The 20,456-nt window shown below is 31.1% G+C and carries 23 protein-coding genes (1 of these 23 cut by a window edge); 17 read left to right on the top strand and 6 right to left on the bottom strand.

Features of this window, described 5'->3' with window-relative positions; genetic code table 11:
- The first annotated feature begins 27 nt into the window (after positions 1-27).
- The 8 genes from idi (at position 28) to ACKTTC_RS16510 (ending at position 4,823) form a co-directional block, all read left to right on the top strand.
- Complete coding sequence (gene idi, locus ACKTTC_RS16475; protein WP_408040948.1) at positions 28-558, top strand: isopentenyl-diphosphate Delta-isomerase; 531 nt, start codon at positions 28-30, stop codon at positions 556-558.
- A 2-nt stretch (positions 559-560) separates the two neighbouring features.
- Positions 561-974, top strand: a complete 414-nt coding sequence (locus ACKTTC_RS16480; RefSeq protein ID WP_408040949.1) for a 6-pyruvoyl trahydropterin synthase family protein — start codon at positions 561-563, stop codon at positions 972-974.
- On the top strand, positions 975-1,955 hold the full coding sequence (locus ACKTTC_RS16485; protein ID WP_408040950.1) for a type I phosphomannose isomerase catalytic subunit: 981 nt from the start codon (positions 975-977) through the stop codon (positions 1,953-1,955).
- Positions 1,956-2,164: 209 nt separating this feature from the next.
- Positions 2,165-2,902, top strand: coding sequence for a 3-deoxy-manno-octulosonate cytidylyltransferase (gene kdsB / locus ACKTTC_RS16490; RefSeq protein WP_408040951.1), 738 nt, complete (start codon positions 2,165-2,167; stop codon positions 2,900-2,902).
- Entirely contained in the window at positions 2,895-3,587 is a 693-nt protein-coding gene (locus ACKTTC_RS16495) for an HAD family hydrolase (protein ID WP_408040952.1), read from the top strand. Before kdsB ends, ACKTTC_RS16495 begins: the two co-directional genes overlap by 8 nt.
- Positions 3,587-4,216, top strand: coding sequence for a CatA-like O-acetyltransferase (locus ACKTTC_RS16500; RefSeq protein WP_408040953.1), 630 nt, complete (start codon positions 3,587-3,589; stop codon positions 4,214-4,216). Before ACKTTC_RS16495 ends, ACKTTC_RS16500 begins: the two co-directional genes overlap by 1 nt.
- 20 nt (positions 4,217-4,236) lie before the next feature.
- On the top strand, positions 4,237-4,503 hold the full coding sequence (locus ACKTTC_RS16505; RefSeq protein ID WP_408040954.1) for a hypothetical protein: 267 nt from the start codon (positions 4,237-4,239) through the stop codon (positions 4,501-4,503).
- Positions 4,504-4,625: 122 nt separating this feature from the next.
- Positions 4,626-4,823: a hypothetical protein gene (locus ACKTTC_RS16510; protein ID WP_408040955.1), complete on the top strand. Its 198-nt coding sequence runs from the start codon at positions 4,626-4,628 to the stop codon at positions 4,821-4,823.
- Positions 4,824-4,866: 43 nt separating this feature from the next.
- Here the strand turns inward: ACKTTC_RS16510 and ACKTTC_RS16515 are convergent, their stop codons facing one another.
- The 4 genes from ACKTTC_RS16515 to ACKTTC_RS16530 all read right to left on the bottom strand — a co-directional run bounded on the left by ACKTTC_RS16515 (position 4,867) and on the right by ACKTTC_RS16530 (position 8,405).
- Positions 4,867-5,349: a hypothetical protein gene (locus ACKTTC_RS16515; RefSeq protein ID WP_408040956.1), complete on the bottom strand. Its 483-nt coding sequence runs from the start codon at positions 5,347-5,349 to the stop codon at positions 4,867-4,869.
- A 46-nt stretch (positions 5,350-5,395) separates the two neighbouring features.
- Positions 5,396-6,220 (bottom strand): hypothetical protein, encoded by an 825-nt coding sequence (locus ACKTTC_RS16520; RefSeq protein WP_408040957.1) that lies wholly within the window; start codon positions 6,218-6,220, stop codon positions 5,396-5,398.
- A 33-nt stretch (positions 6,221-6,253) separates the two neighbouring features.
- Positions 6,254-6,799 (bottom strand): RNA polymerase sigma factor, encoded by a 546-nt coding sequence (locus tag ACKTTC_RS16525; protein WP_408040958.1) that lies wholly within the window; start codon positions 6,797-6,799, stop codon positions 6,254-6,256.
- A 166-nt stretch (positions 6,800-6,965) separates the two neighbouring features.
- On the bottom strand, positions 6,966-8,405 hold the full coding sequence (locus tag ACKTTC_RS16530) for a TonB-dependent receptor (protein WP_408040959.1): 1,440 nt from the start codon (positions 8,403-8,405) through the stop codon (positions 6,966-6,968).
- A gap of 82 nt (positions 8,406-8,487) precedes the next feature.
- On the opposite strand from ACKTTC_RS16530, the gene ACKTTC_RS16535 reads away from it, so the two are divergent.
- Entirely contained in the window at positions 8,488-9,273 is a 786-nt protein-coding gene (locus tag ACKTTC_RS16535; protein ID WP_408040960.1) for an MBL fold metallo-hydrolase, read from the top strand.
- Between the two features lie 23 nt (positions 9,274-9,296).
- Here ACKTTC_RS16535 and meaB read toward each other — a convergent pair whose 3' ends face one another.
- Complete coding sequence (gene meaB / locus ACKTTC_RS16540) at positions 9,297-10,367, bottom strand: methylmalonyl Co-A mutase-associated GTPase MeaB (RefSeq protein ID WP_408040961.1); 1,071 nt, start codon at positions 10,365-10,367, stop codon at positions 9,297-9,299.
- 103 nt (positions 10,368-10,470) lie between these two features.
- Here meaB and ACKTTC_RS16545 point away from each other — a divergent pair, with 103 nt between their 5' ends.
- From ACKTTC_RS16545 to ACKTTC_RS16575, 7 genes are all read left to right on the top strand, one after another.
- On the top strand, positions 10,471-11,028 hold the full coding sequence (locus tag ACKTTC_RS16545) for an RNA polymerase sigma factor (RefSeq protein WP_408040962.1): 558 nt from the start codon (positions 10,471-10,473) through the stop codon (positions 11,026-11,028).
- Complete coding sequence (locus ACKTTC_RS16550) at positions 11,012-11,575, top strand: hypothetical protein (protein WP_408040963.1); 564 nt, start codon at positions 11,012-11,014, stop codon at positions 11,573-11,575. Before ACKTTC_RS16545 ends, ACKTTC_RS16550 begins: the two co-directional genes overlap by 17 nt.
- Positions 11,556-12,512 (top strand): hypothetical protein, encoded by a 957-nt coding sequence (locus ACKTTC_RS16555; protein WP_408040964.1) that lies wholly within the window; start codon positions 11,556-11,558, stop codon positions 12,510-12,512. Before ACKTTC_RS16550 ends, ACKTTC_RS16555 begins: the two co-directional genes overlap by 20 nt.
- A 95-nt stretch (positions 12,513-12,607) precedes the next feature.
- A complete protein-coding gene (cysS, locus tag ACKTTC_RS16560) occupies positions 12,608-14,107 on the top strand; it encodes a cysteine--tRNA ligase (RefSeq protein WP_408040965.1) in 1,500 nt (499 codons plus the stop codon).
- On the top strand, positions 14,107-14,358 hold the full coding sequence (yidD, locus tag ACKTTC_RS16565; RefSeq protein ID WP_408040966.1) for a membrane protein insertion efficiency factor YidD: 252 nt from the start codon (positions 14,107-14,109) through the stop codon (positions 14,356-14,358). Before cysS ends, yidD begins: the two co-directional genes overlap by 1 nt.
- A gap of 13 nt (positions 14,359-14,371) precedes the next feature.
- Positions 14,372-15,223: a prolipoprotein diacylglyceryl transferase gene (gene lgt, locus ACKTTC_RS16570; protein ID WP_408040967.1), complete on the top strand. Its 852-nt coding sequence runs from the start codon at positions 14,372-14,374 to the stop codon at positions 15,221-15,223.
- A gap of 99 nt (positions 15,224-15,322) precedes the next feature.
- Positions 15,323-15,886 carry a hypothetical protein gene (locus tag ACKTTC_RS16575; RefSeq protein WP_408040968.1) on the top strand — a complete coding sequence of 188 codons (564 nt, stop codon included), beginning with the start codon at positions 15,323-15,325 and terminating at the stop codon, positions 15,884-15,886.
- A gap of 11 nt (positions 15,887-15,897) precedes the next feature.
- Here the strand turns inward: ACKTTC_RS16575 and ACKTTC_RS16580 are convergent, their stop codons facing one another.
- Positions 15,898-17,565 carry a tetratricopeptide repeat protein gene (locus ACKTTC_RS16580; protein WP_408040969.1) on the bottom strand — a complete coding sequence of 556 codons (1,668 nt, stop codon included), beginning with the start codon at positions 17,563-17,565 and terminating at the stop codon, positions 15,898-15,900.
- A gap of 1,508 nt (positions 17,566-19,073) precedes the next feature.
- On the opposite strand from ACKTTC_RS16580, the gene ACKTTC_RS20610 reads away from it, so the two are divergent.
- Positions 19,074-20,456, top strand: the 5' portion of a protein-coding gene (locus tag ACKTTC_RS20610; protein WP_456243514.1) for a beta strand repeat-containing protein. The gene runs 804 nt beyond the window's last position; the window shows 1,383 of its 2,187 coding nt (coding positions 1-1,383); its start codon is at positions 19,074-19,076; its stop codon lies off the right edge, out of view.

Genomic DNA, 20,456 nt, shown 5'->3' on the forward strand with positions numbered 1-20,456 from the left:
GTTTTGATTTTACTACATTTGTTTTATATGGCAGAAAATGTAATTTTAGTAGATGAGCTAGACAATGAAATAGGACTAATGCCTAAGATGGAAGCTCATGAAAAAGCAATGCTACATAGAGCTTTTTCGGTATTCGTGTTTAATGATAAAGGAGAGTTAATGTTGCAGCAGAGAGCAAAACATAAATACCATTCTCCTTTACTATGGACAAATACTTGTTGTTCTCATCAGAGAAAAGGAGAGTCTAATCTAGCAGCAGGTAAAAGACGATTACAAGAAGAAATGGGATTTGTTTGTGAATTAGAAGAAGTTTTCTCGTTTATTTACAAAGCTCCTTTTGATAACGGTTTAACAGAACATGAATTAGATCATGTAATGATAGGTAGATTTAATGAAGAACCTATTATTAACAAAGAAGAAGTAGAAGCATACAAATGGATGGAGTTAGAAGCTGTAAAAGAAGATATCGCTACACATCCTGAGAGATATACTGCTTGGTTCAAAATTATTTTTGAAAAGGCGTATGAAAAAATAGCAAACTTTAATTCTATAATATAATAATGCCAAAAGTTACAGTACACAGAAAAGCACATTTTAATGCTGCACACCGTTTGTATAGAAAAGATTGGTCAGACGAAAAGAATTTTGAAGTTTTTAATAAATGTAGCAATCCGTATTTTCATGGTCATAATTATGAACTAATTGTTTCATTAACTGGAGAAATAGACCAAGAAACAGGCTACGTATTTGATTTAGGAAAACTAAGAAACATAATAAAAGAGGAGGTAGAGGAGACTTTCGATCATAAGAATTTAAATGTTGAAGTAGAGGAATTCAAAGATTTGATTCCTACTGCAGAAAATATTTCAGTGGTTATTTTCAATAAACTCCGTAAACATATTCCTGAAGATTTAGAAATAGAAGTTACGTTGTATGAAACGCCACGCAATTTTGTAACATATTCAGGTAAGTAAATGGAAAAATTAAATCAATTTGTAAAGTTTGAACCTATCTTAAAAGAAAAAATTTGGGGTGGTGAAAAACTAGTAAAGCTCCTCGAAAAAAAATCAACAAAAACCAATATTGGCGAAAGCTGGGAAATTTCCGATGTAGAGGGAGATACTTCAGTTGTAGTAAATGGTGAGTTAAAAGGAAAAAATTTAAAAGAACTAATAGCCAGTTTTGAAGGCGATTTAGTTGGTGAGAAAGTGTATAAGGAATTTGGAGACAAATTTCCCTTACTCATTAAGTTTATAGATGCGAAAGAAGCATTAAGTATTCAGTTGCATCCACATGATGATTTGGCTAAAGAGCGTCATAATTCATTTGGTAAAACAGAAATGTGGTATGTAATGCAAGCCGATGAAAAAGCTAACTTGATTGTTGGTTTTCAAAAAGACAGTAATCAAGAAGAATATGTACAGCATTTAGAGAATACCTCTTTATTAGATATTTTAAATGTAGATGAAGTTGCTAAAGGAGATGTATATTTTATTCCTACTGGAAGAATTCATGCTATTGGAGCAGGAGTTTTATTGGCCGAAATACAACAAACATCAGATATTACTTATCGCATTTACGATTGGAATAGACAAGATAGCGAAGGGAATTTTCGAGAACTACATACAGAACTAGCATTAGATGCTATTGATTATCAGGCACAAGAACAATACACTACAAGTTACACAAAATCAAATAATGCTGCTTCTACAATAGTTTCTTGTCCGTATTTTACAACGAATGTTTTACCTATAGATAGTTCAATAACGGTGAATCATGCTAATAAAGATAGTTTTGTAATTTATATGTGTGTATCTGGAGCAGTAACTTTTAAAAAGGAAGAAGAAACAGTTACATTACACATGGGAGAAACTGTATTAGTTCCTGCAAAGCTGAAAGAATTTGTAATTACACCTGCTGTAGCATCGGAATTACTAGAAGTTTATATTGCATAAAAAAGCTCAAGATTTATGTTCTCGAGCTTTTTAACAAACAAACCAAATTAACTTACAAAAGAATTTACTCAAACTTAAAGAGTTTATAATCAGTTGCAAAACCAACTCGATAGTTTAAGTGTTAAAGTTTTATCGTTTTAACATTTATTCAAAGCTATTTTCAGAATATGTAAATATGTATCTTTGAGGTATTCTAATGGACGTTTTTTATGAAGATTATTGCAATGATTCCTGCTCGATACAATGCAAGCAGATTCCCAGGTAAATTAATGAAAGATTTGGGTGGAAAACCTGTAATTGTTAGAACTTATGAGAGTGCTTTACAAACACAATTGTTTGATGAAGTATACGTGGTAACCGATTCTGATGTTATTTTTTCTGAAATTGAAAAAATAGGAGGAAAGGTACTAATGAGTAAAAAAGAACATGATTGTGGTTCCGATCGAATTGCAGAAGCAGTTGAAGATATGGAGGTTGATATTGTAATAAATGTACAAGGAGATGAACCTTTTATTGATGAAGTATCTTTGAGTAAATTGATTCAAGTATTTAAAGAAGATACAAACAAGGAAATTGATTTGGCTTCTTTAAAAGTACAAATGACTGACTTAGAGTCAATACAAAACCCAAATAATGTAAAGGTAATTACCGATCAGAATGATTTTGCAATTTATTTCTCAAGAGCAGTCATTCCATACCATAGAGATCAAACTATTTCCGTATCTTACTACAAACACAAAGGAGTATATGCATTTCGAAAAGAAGCTTTAATCGATTTTTATAATACACCTATGACTCCATTAGAAGCGGCTGAGAAAATAGAAGCTATTCGTTATTTGGAAGTAGGTAAAAAAATTAAAATGATTGAAACTTCAGTAGAATCTATAGGTATAGATACTCCTGAGGATTTAGAAAAAGCCATTAAAATTCTAACAAAAGATGTATAAAAATATTAAAGTCATTGCTTTTGATGCAGACGATACCTTATGGGTTAACGAAACGTATTTTAGGGAAGCAGAGAATGCATTTGCGCAGCTATTAAACGATTACGAAACGGAAAATAAAATCCATCAGGAATTATTTAAAAAAGAAATTGATAATTTAGGATTGTATGGATATGGAATTAAAGGTTTCATGTTATCTATGATAGAAAGTGCTTTAGAACTTTCCAATTATCAACTAAGTCCTAAACTTATAAATGAAATTTTAGGGATTGGTAAGCAAATGTTAGAAAAGCCAATTGAATTATTAGAAGGAGTAGAAGAGGTGTTAAAACAACTACAAGGAAAATATAAGTTGATTGTTGCTACGAAAGGAGATTTATTAGATCAAGAAAGAAAACTAGAGAGATCTGGGATTTTAAAATACTTTCATCATGTAGAAGTGATGAGCGAGAAAAAAGTTCCTGATTATCAAAAGTTATTAAAGCATTTAGACATTGCGCCTTCTGAGTTATTAATGATTGGAAATTCATTAAAATCGGATGTGTTACCATTATTAGAAGTAGGAGCAGAGGCAATTCATATTCCATTCCACACTACATGGGCGCATGAAACAGTTAGCGACGATCAAAAAGCATCTGTGAATTACAAAACATTATCTAGTATAAAAGAAGTTGTAACATTTTTATAATGAAAAAGTATTTAGATATTGATTCTTGGAATAGGAAAGACTTATATCACCATTTTAGAACTCTAGCAGATCCTACATTTGCTTTGGTAGTAAATGTAGAAGTAAATAAAGCGTATGATCATGCTAAAAAACAAGGAAGATCATTTTTTGTTACTTATTTACATGCCTGTCTTAAAGCATTAAATAGCATAGAAAACTTTAAATATCGTATTGAAGAAGATAAAATAGCTATTTACGATACAATTCACGCATCCGCAACAATATTAAGGTCTGACAAAACTTTTGGATTTTCATTTTTTCATTTTTCTGAAGATTTTGAAGTTTTCAATCAGAATTTTTTGAAAGAAAAGGAACGTGTTCTAACTACAACCGATTTGTTTCCGCCAGAATATTCCTTAGGCTGTATTCATTGTTCAGCTATTCCTTGGGCACATTTTACAAGTCATAAAGAACCTGTTTCTGGAGATAAAAATGCAAGTGTACCGCAATTAGCTTTTGGAAAAGTGAAAGAAGAGCAAGGAAAAAAACTAATGCCGGTAGCTATAAATATAAATCATGCATTAGTAGATGGATATCATGTAGGACAGTTTTTTGAAAAATTTCAGAATGAATTGAATAAATTCAATTAATTTTGTGCAAAAATTTAATTATGGCAAGTGTTAAAAATTTAAAGAAAGACATCAACTATACATTAGGAGATATTATTACGGAGTGTAATGCATGGGAATTAGAAAATCCTGATGGAGATGCTACAAAGTCACAAGCAATTGTAGACGAAGCAATCGCTACATTTGATGAATTAATTGCCAAAGTACACACAAAAGGAGCTGCAAGCAAGAAGGCTCATTTTAAAGCAATTAATGTAGAGTTAGAAACAAGAGCAAAAGGATTGATAGAAAAGCTAAATGCACTGTAAATCTGATGCTTACTTAAAAGATAAAAAGCCAATTTCAAATCGAAATTGGTTTTTTTGTATAATTTTAACAAGCATCTATAGTTGTTTTTTCGTATATTTAGATGAAACTTTAATTCCCTATTATGCCCAGAGCAATGTTTGAGTACACTAAAGTGGTACTCCAAAAAGTTAGCTTTAATGCCGAATTGTTTTGTAAAGAATTAGAAAAAGCGATCAACCGATTATTACCTTACGAAATTGAAGAATTAACGATTTGGTTAAGGAAGTACACAGCAAACAAGCCAGAATTATATGTATGCATGGCTGTTATAGACAAGTAAAAAGAATAAAAAAAGAAGCATTTTGTAAAATGCTTCTTTTTTATTATCTCTTATTGTTAAATTTCCTCCTTTTTCTTCTAAGTTTTTCGAATAAACTTCTATTAAATTCGTGCTCTGCTACTTCTAACAATAATATTTTCTTAGCAGGTAAAAACTTTTTTAAATCATCATAAAGCTTTGCTTTTATTTTATACTGTTTAAATTTAATTTCTTGTAATAAGGTAAGGTATTCTAGTGCTTGTTCATTAGTAATATTCTTAATACCTCCAGCTGATTTTACCTTTTTACGAATTTCAGTTTTCTCTTGTCTAAAAAGTTGCTCTCTTAATTTATCGTATCGATTATATATTGGCCAAAACTTTTCAGACTCACTTTCTGATAAATCTAGTTTGTCTGTTATAGTAGCAATTTTTAAAGCTCTTACTTTAGGGTTATTTGGACCAAGACGAGGTCCAGGGTGTTGGGCATAGCCTATGCCTAAAGAAAAACTAAAAATTACTATAAATATGAGTATTGTTTTTTTCATTTTCTGTTATTTGTCGTAGTCACATTTTTAGTACCACGTGTTTTTATTATTGTATTTCGTCTTCTAGTATTAGTGATGCGTTATCTATTGTATTTAAATAAGCATCTATTTCATCATCTTCCAATTGAATTGGTAATTCGTCTTCAGAGAAATCATCATCTGTTAATAAGGTAGCTAATTCATAAGAAGAAGCTTCTCCATATCCATCATCAAACCAAGCAACAATTTCAGAGTCACTTAATTCGTTATTAATAACTGGTGGTTTTGAAGTAAAAAAGTAAGAAGCTATAAAAAGTACTACAGAAGCTGCAGCCGCTGTAGGAATATATTTTCGAATTCTTTGAGATAAAGAAATTACTTTTACTTCTTTTTCCTTTTCTTTAGAAGCATCTTTTTCTGCTTCAATTTTACTTAGAATTGTATCTTCTAAAGAAGCAAAATAATCTTTAGGAATATCGAATTCAGTTGTTTTAGGAAGTTCTATCTTAGTGCTATTACTTAAAAGTTTTTCTTCTACTTCATCAAAGTAATTATCAGGTGTTTTAAAACCATTTTCTTTTGGTAAATCCTCTTCAGTAAGTTTACTGAATATAGTATCTTCTATGGTATCAAAATAACTTTCAGGAGCGTTAAAACCACTATCTTTAGGCAAACTTTCTTCACTAAGTTTATTAAATATACTATCCTCTATAGTATCAAAATAATTCTCAGGAGTATTAAAACCGTTTTCTTTTGGTAAGTAATCTTCTTTAAGTTTATTGAACACACTATCCTCTATACCATCAAAATAATTTTTAGGTGTAGAAAAACCAGTTTGTTTACCAACCTTACTGTTTATATAATTAATACTATGTTTTAAATCTTTTTCCATTCTATATATAAGACTCTCTTTCTTGCTAAAGGTTTAATTATAGCTTTTTATATATTCTTCTATCTTTTTAACAGCATGAAAATACGAAGCTTTTAGAGCTCCAACAGAGGTGTCTAAAACTTCTGATATATCATTATATTTCATATTGTCAAAATACTTCATATTAAATACAAGCTGTTGCTTTTGGGGCAATGTAGCAATGGCTTTTTGAAGTACTAATTGTATCTCATCACCAGAAAACCAATCATCGCTTTTTAAATTAGAAACCATTTGTTGTTGATATTCAGAAATATCAACACTGTTTTGTTTTGCTTTCTTGTTTAAAAATGTGATAGATTCATTGGTTGCAATTCGATACATCCATGAATACAACTTACTTTCACCTTTAAAATTATCAATACTTTTAAAAATCTTAATAAAAGTATTCTGCAACACATCATCAGTATCGTCGTGCGACAATACAATTTTTCGTATATGCCAATACAATCGCTCTTTATATTGAGCGATTAAAGTACGAAAAGCAGCTTCTTTTGTGGAAGCTTGTTGCAGTTTTGATACTAACGTAGTTTCTTCAGTCAAATGATTGGGGTTTACTTATATGACTATAAATTTAAAAAAAGGTTTAATGCAAATAAAAATTATATTTAAAAAAGGCTTTTTAATTCAATTCTATTCTAAAAAAAAAGGTTTAAAAAGTACGCATACTCTTTAAACCTATATTATTTATTTTATTTAAGAAATGAACTTATTTCTTTCTAGAACAACCAAATAATCGTTTTTCTTCAATAACATCAGCAACTCCAGCAGGTAACATATCTTGCCAACCATCTTCACCTTCTTTAATCATTTTTAAAACGGTTCTAGAGAAAATATGAAGAATGTCAGGATCAAAATCAGTAATGTCTACTACACGTCCATTATTTTTAAAGAACTTATATAGCTCCTTCATTCTTGGATGTACTTTTAAATTTTCAGAATTAATAAATTCATTAGATTCTGCATCTTTATATGGATACATGTAGATTTTTAAATCTTTGAAGAATAATTTTCCAAAGGCTTCTAAAATTCCACCACTAATGTGTCTATAGTATTTTTCATCAAAAATTTGGACTAAATTATATACACCCATTGCTAGTGCCATACGTTCTTTAGTAAATTCACTGAAGTATTCTACAAGCCTAAAGTACTCTTGGTAGTTTGTAATCATTACATTCTGACCTAAAGAGCATAATAATTCAGCCCTATCTAAGAAGTCACGTTCGTTAATTTCTCCTTCAGCACGTAAATTACTTAAGGTTATTTCGAAAATAATTTGTGTCTTTTCCGGATCTACTTTCTTTTCTTGGAAGAACAATTTTTTAGATTGTTCATACATGTCCATGTTTACCTTAGTAACAGGTCTGAAACTTCCTCGAAGTGCTAGAATGTTTTTCTTGTATAACACTTGAGCGGGTAATAAGTTGTTTCCGTCAGGTCCAAACATAACCGCATGCGTCATACCATTTTTAACAAGCTGTAAACTCATTAACCTGTTATCTACATACATAAAACGAGGTCCAGAGAAATTAATCATGTCAATTTCTAATTTATCCTCATCAATATTATCGTAAAAAGATTTTAATAATTCCTTTGGGTTATCGTTTAAATAGAAAGCACCATAGATTAAGTTTACACCTAAAACTCCTAAAGTTTCTTGTTGTAAACGTGCTTCTGTTTCTTTAAAACGTAAGTGTAATATTATTTCGTTATAATCCTCTAATGGATCTAATTGAAAACGAATTCCAACCCAACCGTGTCCTTTAAACTTTTTAGTAAAGTTAATTGTAGCAACAGTATTTGCATAAGAGAAAAATAACTTATCTGGATGCTTTTGACGATCTAAACGATCTTCAATTAAATCCATTTCATGTCGTAACATTTTCTTTAATCTAGCTTCTGTTACATAGCGTCTATCTGTTTCAATGCCATAAATAGCATCAGAAAAGTCTTTATCATAAGCACTCATGGCTTTAGCAATTGTACCAGATGCACCACCAGCTCTAAAAAAATTTCTTACCGTTTCTTGTCCAGCTCCAATTTCAGCAAAAGTTCCATAAATGTTTGCGTTCAAGTTAATTCTTAGGGCTTTACTTTTAGTTGTAGGTACACTACTAATCTTTTGATCTCCCTTTAAGGTAACTGCCATTTTAGTTGTTTTTGTTTACACCTGACAAATGTACTGAAAATAGGAAGTAATAGTCAATATTTATCTTATTTTTGTGAAAAGAATGAGTCTTAAAAAACAATTAAAAATAACTTTTTTAGGTACAGCAACATCTACCGGTGTACCTATGATTGGAAGCAAAAATCCGGTGCGTTTTTCTGAAGATAAAAGAGATAAACGTTTACGTGCTTCTGTTGTAATTTCGTGGGATGATATTAATTATGTAATTGATTGCGGTCCAGATTTTAGACAGCAAATGTTACGAGCTAATATAGAATCTATTAATGGTATTCTTTTTACACATGAACATGCCGATCATATTGCTGGATTTGATGAAATTCGTCCGTATTATTATCGAATGGGAGATGTTCCTATTTACTCAGACGCTCGTGTGTTAAAAGCTTTAGAAAAACGCTACGATTATATTTTCACTAAAGAAAATAGATATCCTTCTGCACCGGCTGTAAAACCAACTATTATTACTGAAGATGATGTGTTAGAGTTTCATGGAGTGAAAATAACACCAATTAAAGTAATGCATGGCGATTTGCCTATTTTGGGTTATCGTTTTGGAGACGTAGCCTATTTAACGGATGTAAAAACAATTCCAGCAACTGAAAAGGAAAAGTTAAAAGGATTAGAAGTGTTAATCACTACAGCTTTACGCAAAGAATCACATAAAACACATGCGAGTTTAGACGAAGCTTTAGCATTGGTGGAAGAATTACAGCCAAAACGAGCTTATTTTAGCCATATTAGTGAATTGCTTGGTTTTCATGTTGATATTGAAAAGGAATTACCAGAAAATGTTTTTTTAGCTTACGATGAGTTGGTAGTTGAGGTGAATTAATTTTTTAGGTTTACAGTATGTTACTATAAATCTAATAGTTTCTTCGCAGCATAAAAAGGAGTTGTTTTTCCGGCTTCTAAATTGTCAATTTCTTTAACTAATTGTTCTTTAATAGTAGGGTTTTCATAAAATTTTCTTTTCAATTGCTCTTCAATAGTAGAGAATAACCAGTGTTTATTTTGATTATTACGTCTCATATTGAAAAAACCAGAAGCTTTTGTGTTATTAACGTATTCGGTAATCATTTCATAAATAGCTTCAATTCCAGCATTATGTAATGCACTTGCTACAAGTACTTTTGGTTGCCAACCATTTTCTTTTGGAGGATACAAATGTAATGCTCGATTAAACTCAACTTTAGCAATCTTGGCATTTTTTACATTGTCTCCATCTGCTTTATTAATAACAATGGCATCTGCCATTTCTATAATTCCTCTTTTAATTCCTTGTAATTCATCTCCAGCTCCAGATAACTTTAGTAATAAAAAGAAATCTACCATAGAGTGTACTGCGGTTTCACTTTGTCCAACACCAACAGTTTCTATAATAATAGTATCAAAACCTGCAGCTTCGCATAGCATAATACTTTCACGGGTTTTTTGAGCAACTCCACCTAAAGAAGTTCCAGAAGGAGAAGGACGAATAAAAGCATTCTTATCAGTAACCAATTGTTCCATACGAGTCTTATCTCCTAAAATACTTCCTTTATTTACAGAACTACTAGGATCTACAGCTAATACAGCTACTTTTTTACCAATGCTTGTAAGATATTTTCCAAAAGCTTCAATAAAAGTACTTTTACCTACACCAGGTACACCAGTAATACCAATTCGAACAGATTTATTAGCATAAGGAATACAAGCGTTTAAAATATCATTAGCTTTTTGTTGATGTTTAGCATTAGTACTCTCGATTAAAGTAATTGCTCTGCTTAAAAAAGGAATATCTCCAGCTAATATTTTTGAAATATATGTTGAGGTAGGCGTCTGTTTTCGTCTACTCAATTTAATTTTTTGCGCAGAAACTTTGCTGGTGGTTTCTGGTTGAGAAACCCCATCTTTTTCATATAAGTTTGATTTCGAATCTTTTGCCATGAAATACTATTACAAACTAGGTAAATGTAAATTTAGAAATAAAAAATTTGTAAAAATGCAACACTTCAAAAAAAAGCACGTCTTTAAGACAAGAAACCAATGAATGAGATCAACTAAGCAACTACATCAAAAACTCATTAATGAGTGTAAGAAGCAGAATGCAAAAGCACAAATGCAGTTATATAATACGTATGCAAAAGGAATGCTTTTGGTTGCTAATAGATATGTGAAAGATTCGTTTTTAGCAGAAGACATAATGCAAGATGCTTTTGTTAAGGCGTTTAAAAAAATTAATACATATAAAGGAGAAGTAGCTTTTGGAGCTTGGTTAAAAAGGATAGTAATTAACCAAAGTATTGATGAAATGAAAAAGAAAAAACTAGTAATGGTTTCCATTAATGATGAAGTGTTGAATGTGGTAGAAGATAATGATTGGGAAGTAGCAAACGATGTGACACCAAAAATGGTAATAGATGCCATAGATAAGCAAAAAGATAAGTATCGATTAGTATTAACCTTATACTTAATAGAAGGATACGATCATAATGAAATCTCTCAAATATTAGGAATTACAACAGTAACTTCCAGAACACATTTAATGAGAGGAAAGAAATTAGTCAAAGAATATTTAAAAGTTATAAGTCATGCCGAAGGATATTAGAAAATTAGCGAAAGACTTTAGAGAAGAACCTTTAGAGTTATCTGTAAATCACGAAGAGAAATTCTTACAAAAATTACAGCGAGAATTACCAAGAAAGAAACAATCTTATAAAAAATGGTATGTAGCAGCATCCGTTATTATACTATTAGGATTTTGTGGTACATTATATAGGTTACAAGAAACAACTGGAGGAGAAGACCCTATACAAAGCACTACACCTGAGCAAGTAGTGACAATAGAAGACATTTCTCCAGAAATGAAAAAAATAGAAAATTACTATTTAACTGCTATCAATTATGAAATAGCAAGTTTAGAAGTTACTCCAGAAAATAAGGCCTTGTTAGACGAGTATCTTGAGAAGGTAAGTAAGCTAGATGCAGATTATAAACGTTTACATCAACAATTTCAAAAAGAAGAAATAAGCGATAAAACGATTAATGCACTCATTACAAATCTTCAGTTGCGTTTGCAACTCTTAATTCAATTAAAAGATCAGTTGAACGATTTACAATCTAAAAAAAGAAACCATGAGAATATTATCATTTAAAATAACCGTGCTTTTAATCTGTGGAGTAATACAGTTACAGGCACAACAAAGCAAGACACATAAAGAAGAATTTAAAGTAGACAAAGATGTTACTATTGATATAGATACAAGACATGCCGATATTATAATTGAAACTTGGAATAAAAATAAGGTAGTAGTAGAAGCCTGTATGACGGTGGAAGGAGAAGATGTATCAGAAGAAAGAAAAGAAGAACTCTTTAATAATTGGGATTTTGAAGCATTGGGTAACAAGAGTCAGATAGACATAAAGTCAAGAACGAATGCATTTATAGATATCAATACTTTTGATTTTGATGAACCAAACTATGCAATTTATACAGATGATTTAGTCGATTTTTCTTTAGGAACCTTAGATGTATTAGATTCTGTAGACTTTATAATGCCTCCACTACCATCAGAATCATTTGTAGTAATGCCAGATATAGAAATAGATGCATCACCATTTATAATTACAGAGTTTGATTTTGATGCTTATAAAAATGATAAAGATTACTTAAATAAATGGAAAGAAGAAAATAAAACATTGTTTGGGAAAAACATAGATGTAACCATTGGAGATAATAGTATTGCTATAGTTGGAGATGATACCAATGTAATGATGTTAAAAGAAAAGAAGAAATATGAAAAAGAAATAGCGGAAGCTAAGAAACTGTATAATAAAGAAAGAAAAAATGCAATGAAAGCTTATAAAAAAGCTAAAGAACAGTTGATGAAAAAAAGAAAGAAAGCTATGAAGGAAAGAAAAGAAGCCCTTAAAAAACGAAAAGTAGAAGCTGTAAAAAGTAGAAAAGCAATACAAAAATTATTAAAGAGTAAACTAAAACAAAAAGTAAAAAGAACCATTAAAATTAAGGCCCCTAAGGACGCTAAATTTCATATGAATGTAAAATACGGAGCCTTAAGTTTTTCGAAGTAAATTGAAAAGTTAATTAAAACAAAAAACCACTTAGATAAGTGGTTTTTTTTTGTTAAAACTTGTTACCTTTACTTTTTCGAAAAGGAATTATTTCAATGGAATTATATAAGGAAAATCAGCTTAAAATTTACAACTCGCTGTCTAAGTCAAAAGAGGTATTTAAAACAGTAACAGAAGGAAGAGTAGGGATGTATGTTTGTGGGCCAACAGTATATAGTAATGTTCATCTGGGAAACTTACGCACATTCATGTCTTTTGATATGGTGTTTCGTTATTTAAGACATTTAGGATATAAGGTACGTTATGTACGAAACATAACAGATGCAGGACATTTAGAAAGTGATGCAGAAGAAGGAGAAGATAAAATAGCAAAGAAAGCACGATTAGAAGAAATAGAACCAATGGAAGTAGTACAACGTTATACGGTTGATTTTCATGAAGTAACTCAAAAGTATAATTTTTTACCTCCAAGTATAGAACCTACTGCTACAGGCCATATTTTAGAACAGATTGAAATGATTCAAGAAATCATTGATAAAGGAATGGCTTACGAAGTAAATGGTTCGGTATATTTTGATGTATTAAAATATAATGAGACAAGTAACTACGGTATTCTTTCAGGAAGAAATATAGAGGAAGCTATTCATAATACACGTGCATTAGATGGACAATCGGAAAAGCGTAATCCGCAAGATTTTGCATTGTGGAAGAAAGCAGACGAAAGACATATCATGCGTTGGAACTCACCATGGAGTGACGGTTTTCCAGGTTGGCATTTAGAATGTTCTGTAATGAGTTCTAAATATTTAGGTGAACAGATTGATATTCATGGAGGAGGAATGGATTTAAAATTTCCACACCATGAATGTGAAATAGCACAATCGCATACTTGTTCTGGTGTACAACCTGTAAACTATTGGATGCACGCAAATATGCTACTGTTAAACGGACAAAAAATGTCTAAATCTACAGGGAACTATATTTTACCTAATGATATTTTAACAGGAAATCCAGATGCTACTTATTTAGGTAAAAGAATATTAAGTAAAGGATTTGGAGTAGGTGTTGTACGATTCTTTATCATGCAAGCACATTATCGTAGTATTTTAGATTTTTCAAACGATGCTTTATTAGCTTCAGAAAAAGGATACAACCGTTTAATGGAGGCAATAGCAGCATTAAATGATGTAAAAATAGGAGGAACATCTAGTTTTGATGTAGTTGCATGGAAGCAGAAATGTTACGATGCAATGAATGACGATTTCAATTCGCCAGTTCTAATTGCACATTTATTTGAAGCAGTAAAATTTATCAATCAAATAAAAGACGATAAAGCAACTATTTCTAAAGAAGACTTAGAAACATTAAAAAATACAATGAACATATTTGTATTTGATGTATTAGGTTTACTAAACGATGCTAAAGATCAAGGATCTGATAAATTAGAAGGAGTTGTAGAGCTACTTATTAAATTAAGAAAAGAAGCAAGAGACAATAAAGATTGGGCATTGTCAGATCAGATTAGAGACGAATTAGCTAGTTTAGGAATTCAATTAAAAGATGGTAGAGAAGGAACTACTTTCTCTGTAAACTAATGTTGAAAAAAATACTGATATATCCATTTATTTTATTGATTCGTTTTTATCAAACGGCAATATCTCCATTTACACCAGCAACTTGTAGGTATAATCCAACATGCTCTTCTTATGCTTTAGAAGCATTAAAAAAGCACGGATTATTTTATGGAGGATGGTTAGCAACCAAAAGAATTTTTAGTTGTCATCCATGGGGAGGAAGCGGTTACGATCCAGTACCTGAAAAGAAAACAAAAAACAAAGAAAACTAAACTATTACCATAAATGAATTATTTGGCAATTACATGGAATTTAGATCCTGAAATATTTAATATAGGCGGGTTTAGCGTACGTTGGTACAGCTTAATGTTCGTAATTACATTTGTTTTAGGAATGCATTTAATGAAGAAGATTTTTACAGAAGATGGGATATCGCATGAGAAAATGGATCCTTTATTTATGTATACTTTCGTTTCTATGCTAATTGGAATGCGTTTGGGAGAAGTTTTCTTTTATAGCTGGTCAGATTACCAACACAACTTATGGCAAATTATTTTACCTTTTAAAAAGCAAGAAGGAGCAGAAATGCTTTTTGGTTTGGTAAAAGGGTGGAAATTTACAGGTATTTCTGGATTTGCGAGTCATGGAGCAGCAATAGCAATTCCTATTGCATTATATTTTTATGCTAAGAAACACTTACAAAAATCTTGGTTGTTTATTCTAGATCGTATGGGAATTATGGTAGCCTTAGCAGGATTCTTTATACGTATGGGAAATTTCTTTAACTCAGAAATTTATGGAAAACCAACAGGATCTAGCTTTGGAGTTATTTTTAAAAGAGCAGGAGAGAAATTACCGAGTCATCCAACGCAATTATACGAAGCCTTTAGCTATTTAGTTTTATTCTTCGTGTTATGGCATTTGTATTGGAAAACAGATAAAAAACGAAAAGAAGGCTACTTATTTGGAGTATTTATGGTTGTTTTATGGTCGCTTCGTTTCCTAATAGAGTTTATAAAAAAACCTCAAGTAGTAGAACGTGGAGAATGGGCTTTAAATACAGGACAACTCCTCAGTATTCCTTTAGTTTTAATAGGGTTTTGGTTAATGTTCAGAAAAACCAAAGAAACAGTATAAAATAACAATCCGAGCTTATAATGAGTTCGGATTTTTTTATAAAAATACTTTTTGGTATGAGTTTTGTTTCTAGTATTTCAACAATGAAAATAACTAGATATGAAACAACTGAAAATCTTTATAGCGGCTACACTTTTTGTATTAATAAATTCCAAAGCAGAAGCTCAAATTAGAATTGGAGGAGGTATTAGTATAGATGTTAGCTTACCTGAAGTGATTATAAGAAACCCAGAACCACCAAGAAGAGTTCCGCCAAGAAGAAGAGTAATCAGAACTCATGAATGCGAGCGAAATTGTGAATGTACTACGAGCAGAAGTTTTGGAGAAATTACAAATCAATTTAGAGGTAGAAATAGAACCTATGATGTAGTAGATATAAATATTGATGAAAGGCGTGATGGAATTATTGAAGTAACAGCATTTTTAGAAGGAGGAAATGAAATGCATTTTGTATTAAGTAATGTAAATCCATATGATTACAATTATAGTTATCATTGTAACGATCATAGTAACAATATTATAGAAATGTATTATAATGATGAAGAATTACATCCAGAAAACGCAAATATCTCATTACAACCTAAAGCTAGAGGGAACTATGCAGTTGTACTAAATATCAATGATTATGATGAACATTTCTTTGGAAGATTTTCAACGTTCTAAGTGAATAAAGATTAAAATAAATTCTGAATAAAAGCTTCTAATTCCACACCTTTTGGGATTTGAAGCTTTTTTCGAATACGGTAACGAGCAGATTTTACAGAAGGTAACGTAACATTTCGAACGTTCATTATTTCCTTAATACTTAAATCTAAATAAATTAAATGGCAAATTTCTCGTTCCGATTTTGTGAGTTGTGGATACTGTTTAATTAATTTTAATTGAAAACCATCATCATTTTTTTCATTAGAATCGGTGGTGATTTCATCCAAACGCTTTTCTGTGCGAATTTGCTGTTCTAATTGTACTAAAACAGATTGGTATTTTTGTAGCAACTCACGAGTATTACTTTCAGACTTTAAACGTTTTACTTGTTGTACTAATTCTTCTTTAAAATCAGAACGCATTTTGTAATCCATTAAAAGCCGATCTGTTTTATAACGAAGTGATACCACTTTCTCATTTAAAAGTTCAGCCTCTAATTCTTGTTTTTTCAGGTTTTCACTATAAACTTTACGTCGATATCTATTGGCAAAAAATAAAGCAATTAAACTTAGTAAAGCAAAAAGAAATAATACAGCATAAAAATACTTCTGAATGCGCTGTATTTTAGTTTCACTAGCTAAGATTCTATTGTGGGTTTCAATGCTGAGTTTATCTACAGTGGCTTTTTTATCTTGTTGAAAGGTTAATTCTAATGCAGCTATTCTCTCAGATTGCTTTATAGTAAATACAGAATCGTTATATTTTTTATAAATGCGATAATTACTGAGAGCATCTTTATAGTTTTTTTGCGCTTTAAATATTTTATAACGATCTAAATAAACCTTAGAAATTAATTTTTTGTTTTTATAACGTTGTGCATATAATTCAGCACTATCTAAATATTGAAAAGCCTGTGGGTAGTTATTAAGCTTTCGATAACTGTAAGCAATGTTTTTAAATGTATTAGCCTTACGTTCAAGCTTATCAAAAGTATTATAAACATTAAGATTTTTTTTCAATGTTTTTAAAGCTAGTCGGTACTGCTTTTTAGAGCGATAGATATATGCTTTTACAGTATTTACATCAGCAAGTCGAATAGGATCATTTTCTAAAAATAAAGCAGCGCTATCTAATACTTTTAGTGCGGAAATATATGCTTTCTTCTTATGTAGGAAATTTCCATAATTGCGTAATGAAATACCATAATCAGTACTATCGTGTTTCCGCATTCGAAGTGCTAATTCCATGTAAGAAATGGCTTTGTCATAATTACGTTGAGCAGAAAAAAGCATTGCGATATTATGATAAGATCGTCCTATTTTTGTAGAATCTTTAACTTCTTCTTTTACTTTTAGAGCTTTAAAATAAAATTCCAAAGCTTTATCATAATTATTTCTCCTACGTTCAATAATTCCTAAGCAATCATAGGCTAGAGCAATCATCTCGAATTTGTTACTGTAACTATAATTGCCTTGGAGTTTTGTTAACGCGTTTTCAAAATAGCTTTCAGCCATTACAGGATTAGAAGTATCTGTTAAGATACCTAACTCCATATTTTGTTGAACATATAGTGAATCATTAGTAACATCTTTTAAAAGAGCTTTTACAGAATCAATTTTTCGTTGTAAAAATTGTCCATAAGAAAATATACCTGTAAAGAAAAAGCTTAAAAATAAGAATCGAATACTTAAAAACATACCACTGTAATATTAAAGTAAAAATACTGATTTTTAGGAGTTGCTACCTTTTGCTACCTTAAAATTAAACGGTTTTTTTCTTTGACGTATAATTTTGTGATGAATTGAACTAAAGGTTTCCCTACATGAAAAAAATACTACTCATTACAATAGCAAGCTACTTTTTATTTTTAGTAAACACAGAAGCACAAATTAACAATCAAATCAACGGAGCAAATATAAGGCCAGATGAAAATCAAAGTGGTATAACGGTACCTGAACCTTATGATGGAATGGAAGATTACAATCCAGGTTCGCAAATTACGAGTGGTGATTGGAATTTGATTTTTGGGCCAGGAGCAGGAGGAAATTTAACATCTAGCCTAAGAAATATATTAATTGGAGGTTTAGCAGGAGCAAGTCTCAATAGTATTGGAGATGTTGACAATATAATGATAGGTGTTTTTGCAGGAGATCAAACAACAGAGAGTCGTGACAATGTATATATAGGTAATTATGTAGCACGATTTAATGAGGCAGATGATAATGTTATTATTGGTACAGATGCAGGTAAAAATTTAACACAAGGAGATGATAACACGATTATAGGTGAAGAAGCGGGGTTAGAGTTAACTGAAGGAGACCGTAATGTATTTATAGGGGAAGATGCAGGAAGAAATACAACAACAGGATCAGATAATGTTTTTGTTGGAAGAACTGCGGGATTTAACAATACTACAGCCAGAGGAAATACCTTTGTAGGAGGAAGAGCAAGTGGTGTAGATACAGAACTTCAAACGATAGATGATGCTTATAGTATTCAATATTTGAGTACAGCTGCGGGTTATGATAATACAACAGGTATAGGAAATACATTTTTAGGCGGAGCTTCTGGTACAGATAATGAAACAGGGAATGCAAATACTTTTATAGGTTTTGCAGCTGGCGCATATAATGAGAATTCTAATGGAAATACTTTTGTAGGATATGGCGCAGGTTATGATAATAACAGAACTAATGGAACAGATGATTCAAGTAGAAATACCTATTTAGGAGCGGTAGCGGGCGGCACAAATAGGTTAGGTTCCGATAATGTTGGAGTTGGATGGAACGCAGATTTTTTTCATCCTGGAAGTAATACTAGAAATCAGCGTAATGTATTTATGGGGGCTAATATTGTATTAGACGGTAGAGAAAAAGTGGTCATAGGATACGATGCAGAATCTAGAAACAATAATACTGGAGCAATTGTTATAGGTGCGTTTAGTAAAGTAAATCAGCCATATGCTATTGCTTTAGGACATAGTGTGAATGTAACAACTGCAAATACAATGGCTTTAGGAGGAAATACAACAACGAATAGAGTAAGTGTAGGAATTGGAACTGTCACTGCAAATCAAAACGCATCTTTAGAATTAGCAGATACAGATAAAGGTTTTTTGGTAAATAGAATGACAACTGCACAACGTACGTCTATGGAAACTGCAGCTGCAAGTGGAGATCCTTTGGGAGTTTCAGAGTCAGGGTTAATGGTATACGACACAGATTTAGCAACATTATTTGTATGGAATGGTACCGAATGGATTAGTACAACTTCAGCAAATACAGACAATCAAGATTTAACTTTATCTGGTAATACCTTGAGTTTAACGAACGATAATACTACAGTTGATTTATCAGGTTATTTAGATAATACAGATGCTCAAACGTTGTCTTTAACAGATACCGATTTAAGTATTTCTAATGGAAATACGATTGATTTATCAAGTCTACAAGACGGAACAGGAACGGATAATCAAGATTTGACTTTATCTGGTAATACCTTAAGTTTAACCAACGATAATACTACAGTTGATTTATCGAGTTATTTAGATAATACGGATTCTCAGACTTTGTCTTTAACAGATACTGATTTAAGTATTTCTAATGGAAATACCATTGATTTATCAAGTCTACAAGACGGAATAGGAACAGATAATCAGGATTTGATTTTGTCTGGTAATACCTTGAGTTTAACCAACGATAATACTACGATTGATTTATCGAGTTATTTAGATAACACAGATGCTCAGACTTTGTCTTTAACAGATACAGATTTAAGTATATCTAATGGAAATACCATTGATTTATCAAGTCTACAAGACGGAACAGGAACGGACAATCAGGATTTGATTTTATCTGGTAATACCTTGAGTTTAACCAACGATAATACTACAGTTGATTTATCGAATTACTTAGATAATACAGATTCTCAAACTTTGTCTTTAACAGATACAGATTTAAGTATATCTAATGGAAACACGATTGATTTATCAAGTTTACAAGACGGAACAGGAACGGACAATCAGGATTTGATTTTATCTGGTAATACCTTGAGTTTAACCAACGATAATACTACGGTTGATTTATCGAGTTATTTAGACAATACAGATACACAGACTTTATCTTTAACAGATACTGATTTAAGTATTTCTAATGGAAACACGATTGATTTATCAAGTCTACAAGATGGAACAGGAACAGACAATCAAGATTTAACTTTATCTGGTAATACCTTAAGTTTAACCAACGATAATACTGCAGTTGATTTATCGAGTTACTTAGATAATACAGATTCTCAAACTTTGTCTTTAACAGATACTGATTTAAGCATTTCTAATGGAAACACGATTGATTTATCAAGTTTACAAGACGGAACAGGAACGGACAATCAGGATTTGATTTTATCTGGTAATACCTTAAGTTTAACCAACGATAATACTACAGTTGATTTATCGAGTTATTTAGATAATACGGATTCTCAGACTTTGTCTTTAACAGATACAGATTTAAGTATTTCTAATGGTAATACCATTGATTTATCAAGTCTACAAGACGGAACAGGAACGGACAATCAGGATTTGATTTTATCT

It is taken from the genome of Tenacibaculum amylolyticum (assembly GCF_964511145.1).
Lineage (GTDB): Bacteria > Bacteroidota > Bacteroidia > Flavobacteriales > Flavobacteriaceae > Polaribacter > Polaribacter amylolyticum.

Coding starts and splice junctions, on each gene's coding strand:
- idi (WP_408040948.1), top strand. CDS start 28: ATGGCAGAAAATGTAATTTTAGTAGATGAGCTAGACAATGAAATAGGA.
- ACKTTC_RS16480 (WP_408040949.1), top strand. CDS start 561: ATGCCAAAAGTTACAGTACACAGAAAAGCACATTTTAATGCTGCACAC.
- ACKTTC_RS16485 (WP_408040950.1), top strand. CDS start 975: ATGGAAAAATTAAATCAATTTGTAAAGTTTGAACCTATCTTAAAAGAA.
- kdsB (WP_408040951.1), top strand. CDS start 2,165: ATGAAGATTATTGCAATGATTCCTGCTCGATACAATGCAAGCAGATTC.
- ACKTTC_RS16495 (WP_408040952.1), top strand. CDS start 2,895: ATGTATAAAAATATTAAAGTCATTGCTTTTGATGCAGACGATACCTTA.
- ACKTTC_RS16500 (WP_408040953.1), top strand. CDS start 3,587: ATGAAAAAGTATTTAGATATTGATTCTTGGAATAGGAAAGACTTATAT.
- ACKTTC_RS16505 (WP_408040954.1), top strand. CDS start 4,237: ATGGCAAGTGTTAAAAATTTAAAGAAAGACATCAACTATACATTAGGA.
- ACKTTC_RS16510 (WP_408040955.1), top strand. CDS start 4,626: ATGCCCAGAGCAATGTTTGAGTACACTAAAGTGGTACTCCAAAAAGTT.
- ACKTTC_RS16515 (WP_408040956.1), bottom strand. CDS start 5,349: ATGAAAAAAACAATACTCATATTTATAGTAATTTTTAGTTTTTCTTTA.
- ACKTTC_RS16520 (WP_408040957.1), bottom strand. CDS start 6,220: ATGGAAAAAGATTTAAAACATAGTATTAATTATATAAACAGTAAGGTT.
- ACKTTC_RS16530 (WP_408040959.1), bottom strand. CDS start 8,405: ATGGCAGTTACCTTAAAGGGAGATCAAAAGATTAGTAGTGTACCTACA.
- ACKTTC_RS16535 (WP_408040960.1), top strand. CDS start 8,488: ATGAGTCTTAAAAAACAATTAAAAATAACTTTTTTAGGTACAGCAACA.
- meaB (WP_408040961.1), bottom strand. CDS start 10,367: ATGGCAAAAGATTCGAAATCAAACTTATATGAAAAAGATGGGGTTTCT.
- ACKTTC_RS16545 (WP_408040962.1), top strand. CDS start 10,471: ATGAGATCAACTAAGCAACTACATCAAAAACTCATTAATGAGTGTAAG.
- ACKTTC_RS16550 (WP_408040963.1), top strand. CDS start 11,012: ATGCCGAAGGATATTAGAAAATTAGCGAAAGACTTTAGAGAAGAACCT.
- ACKTTC_RS16555 (WP_408040964.1), top strand. CDS start 11,556: ATGAGAATATTATCATTTAAAATAACCGTGCTTTTAATCTGTGGAGTA.
- cysS (WP_408040965.1), top strand. CDS start 12,608: ATGGAATTATATAAGGAAAATCAGCTTAAAATTTACAACTCGCTGTCT.
- yidD (WP_408040966.1), top strand. CDS start 14,107: ATGTTGAAAAAAATACTGATATATCCATTTATTTTATTGATTCGTTTT.
- lgt (WP_408040967.1), top strand. CDS start 14,372: ATGAATTATTTGGCAATTACATGGAATTTAGATCCTGAAATATTTAAT.
- ACKTTC_RS16575 (WP_408040968.1), top strand. CDS start 15,323: ATGAAACAACTGAAAATCTTTATAGCGGCTACACTTTTTGTATTAATA.
- ACKTTC_RS16580 (WP_408040969.1), bottom strand. CDS start 17,565: ATGTTTTTAAGTATTCGATTCTTATTTTTAAGCTTTTTCTTTACAGGT.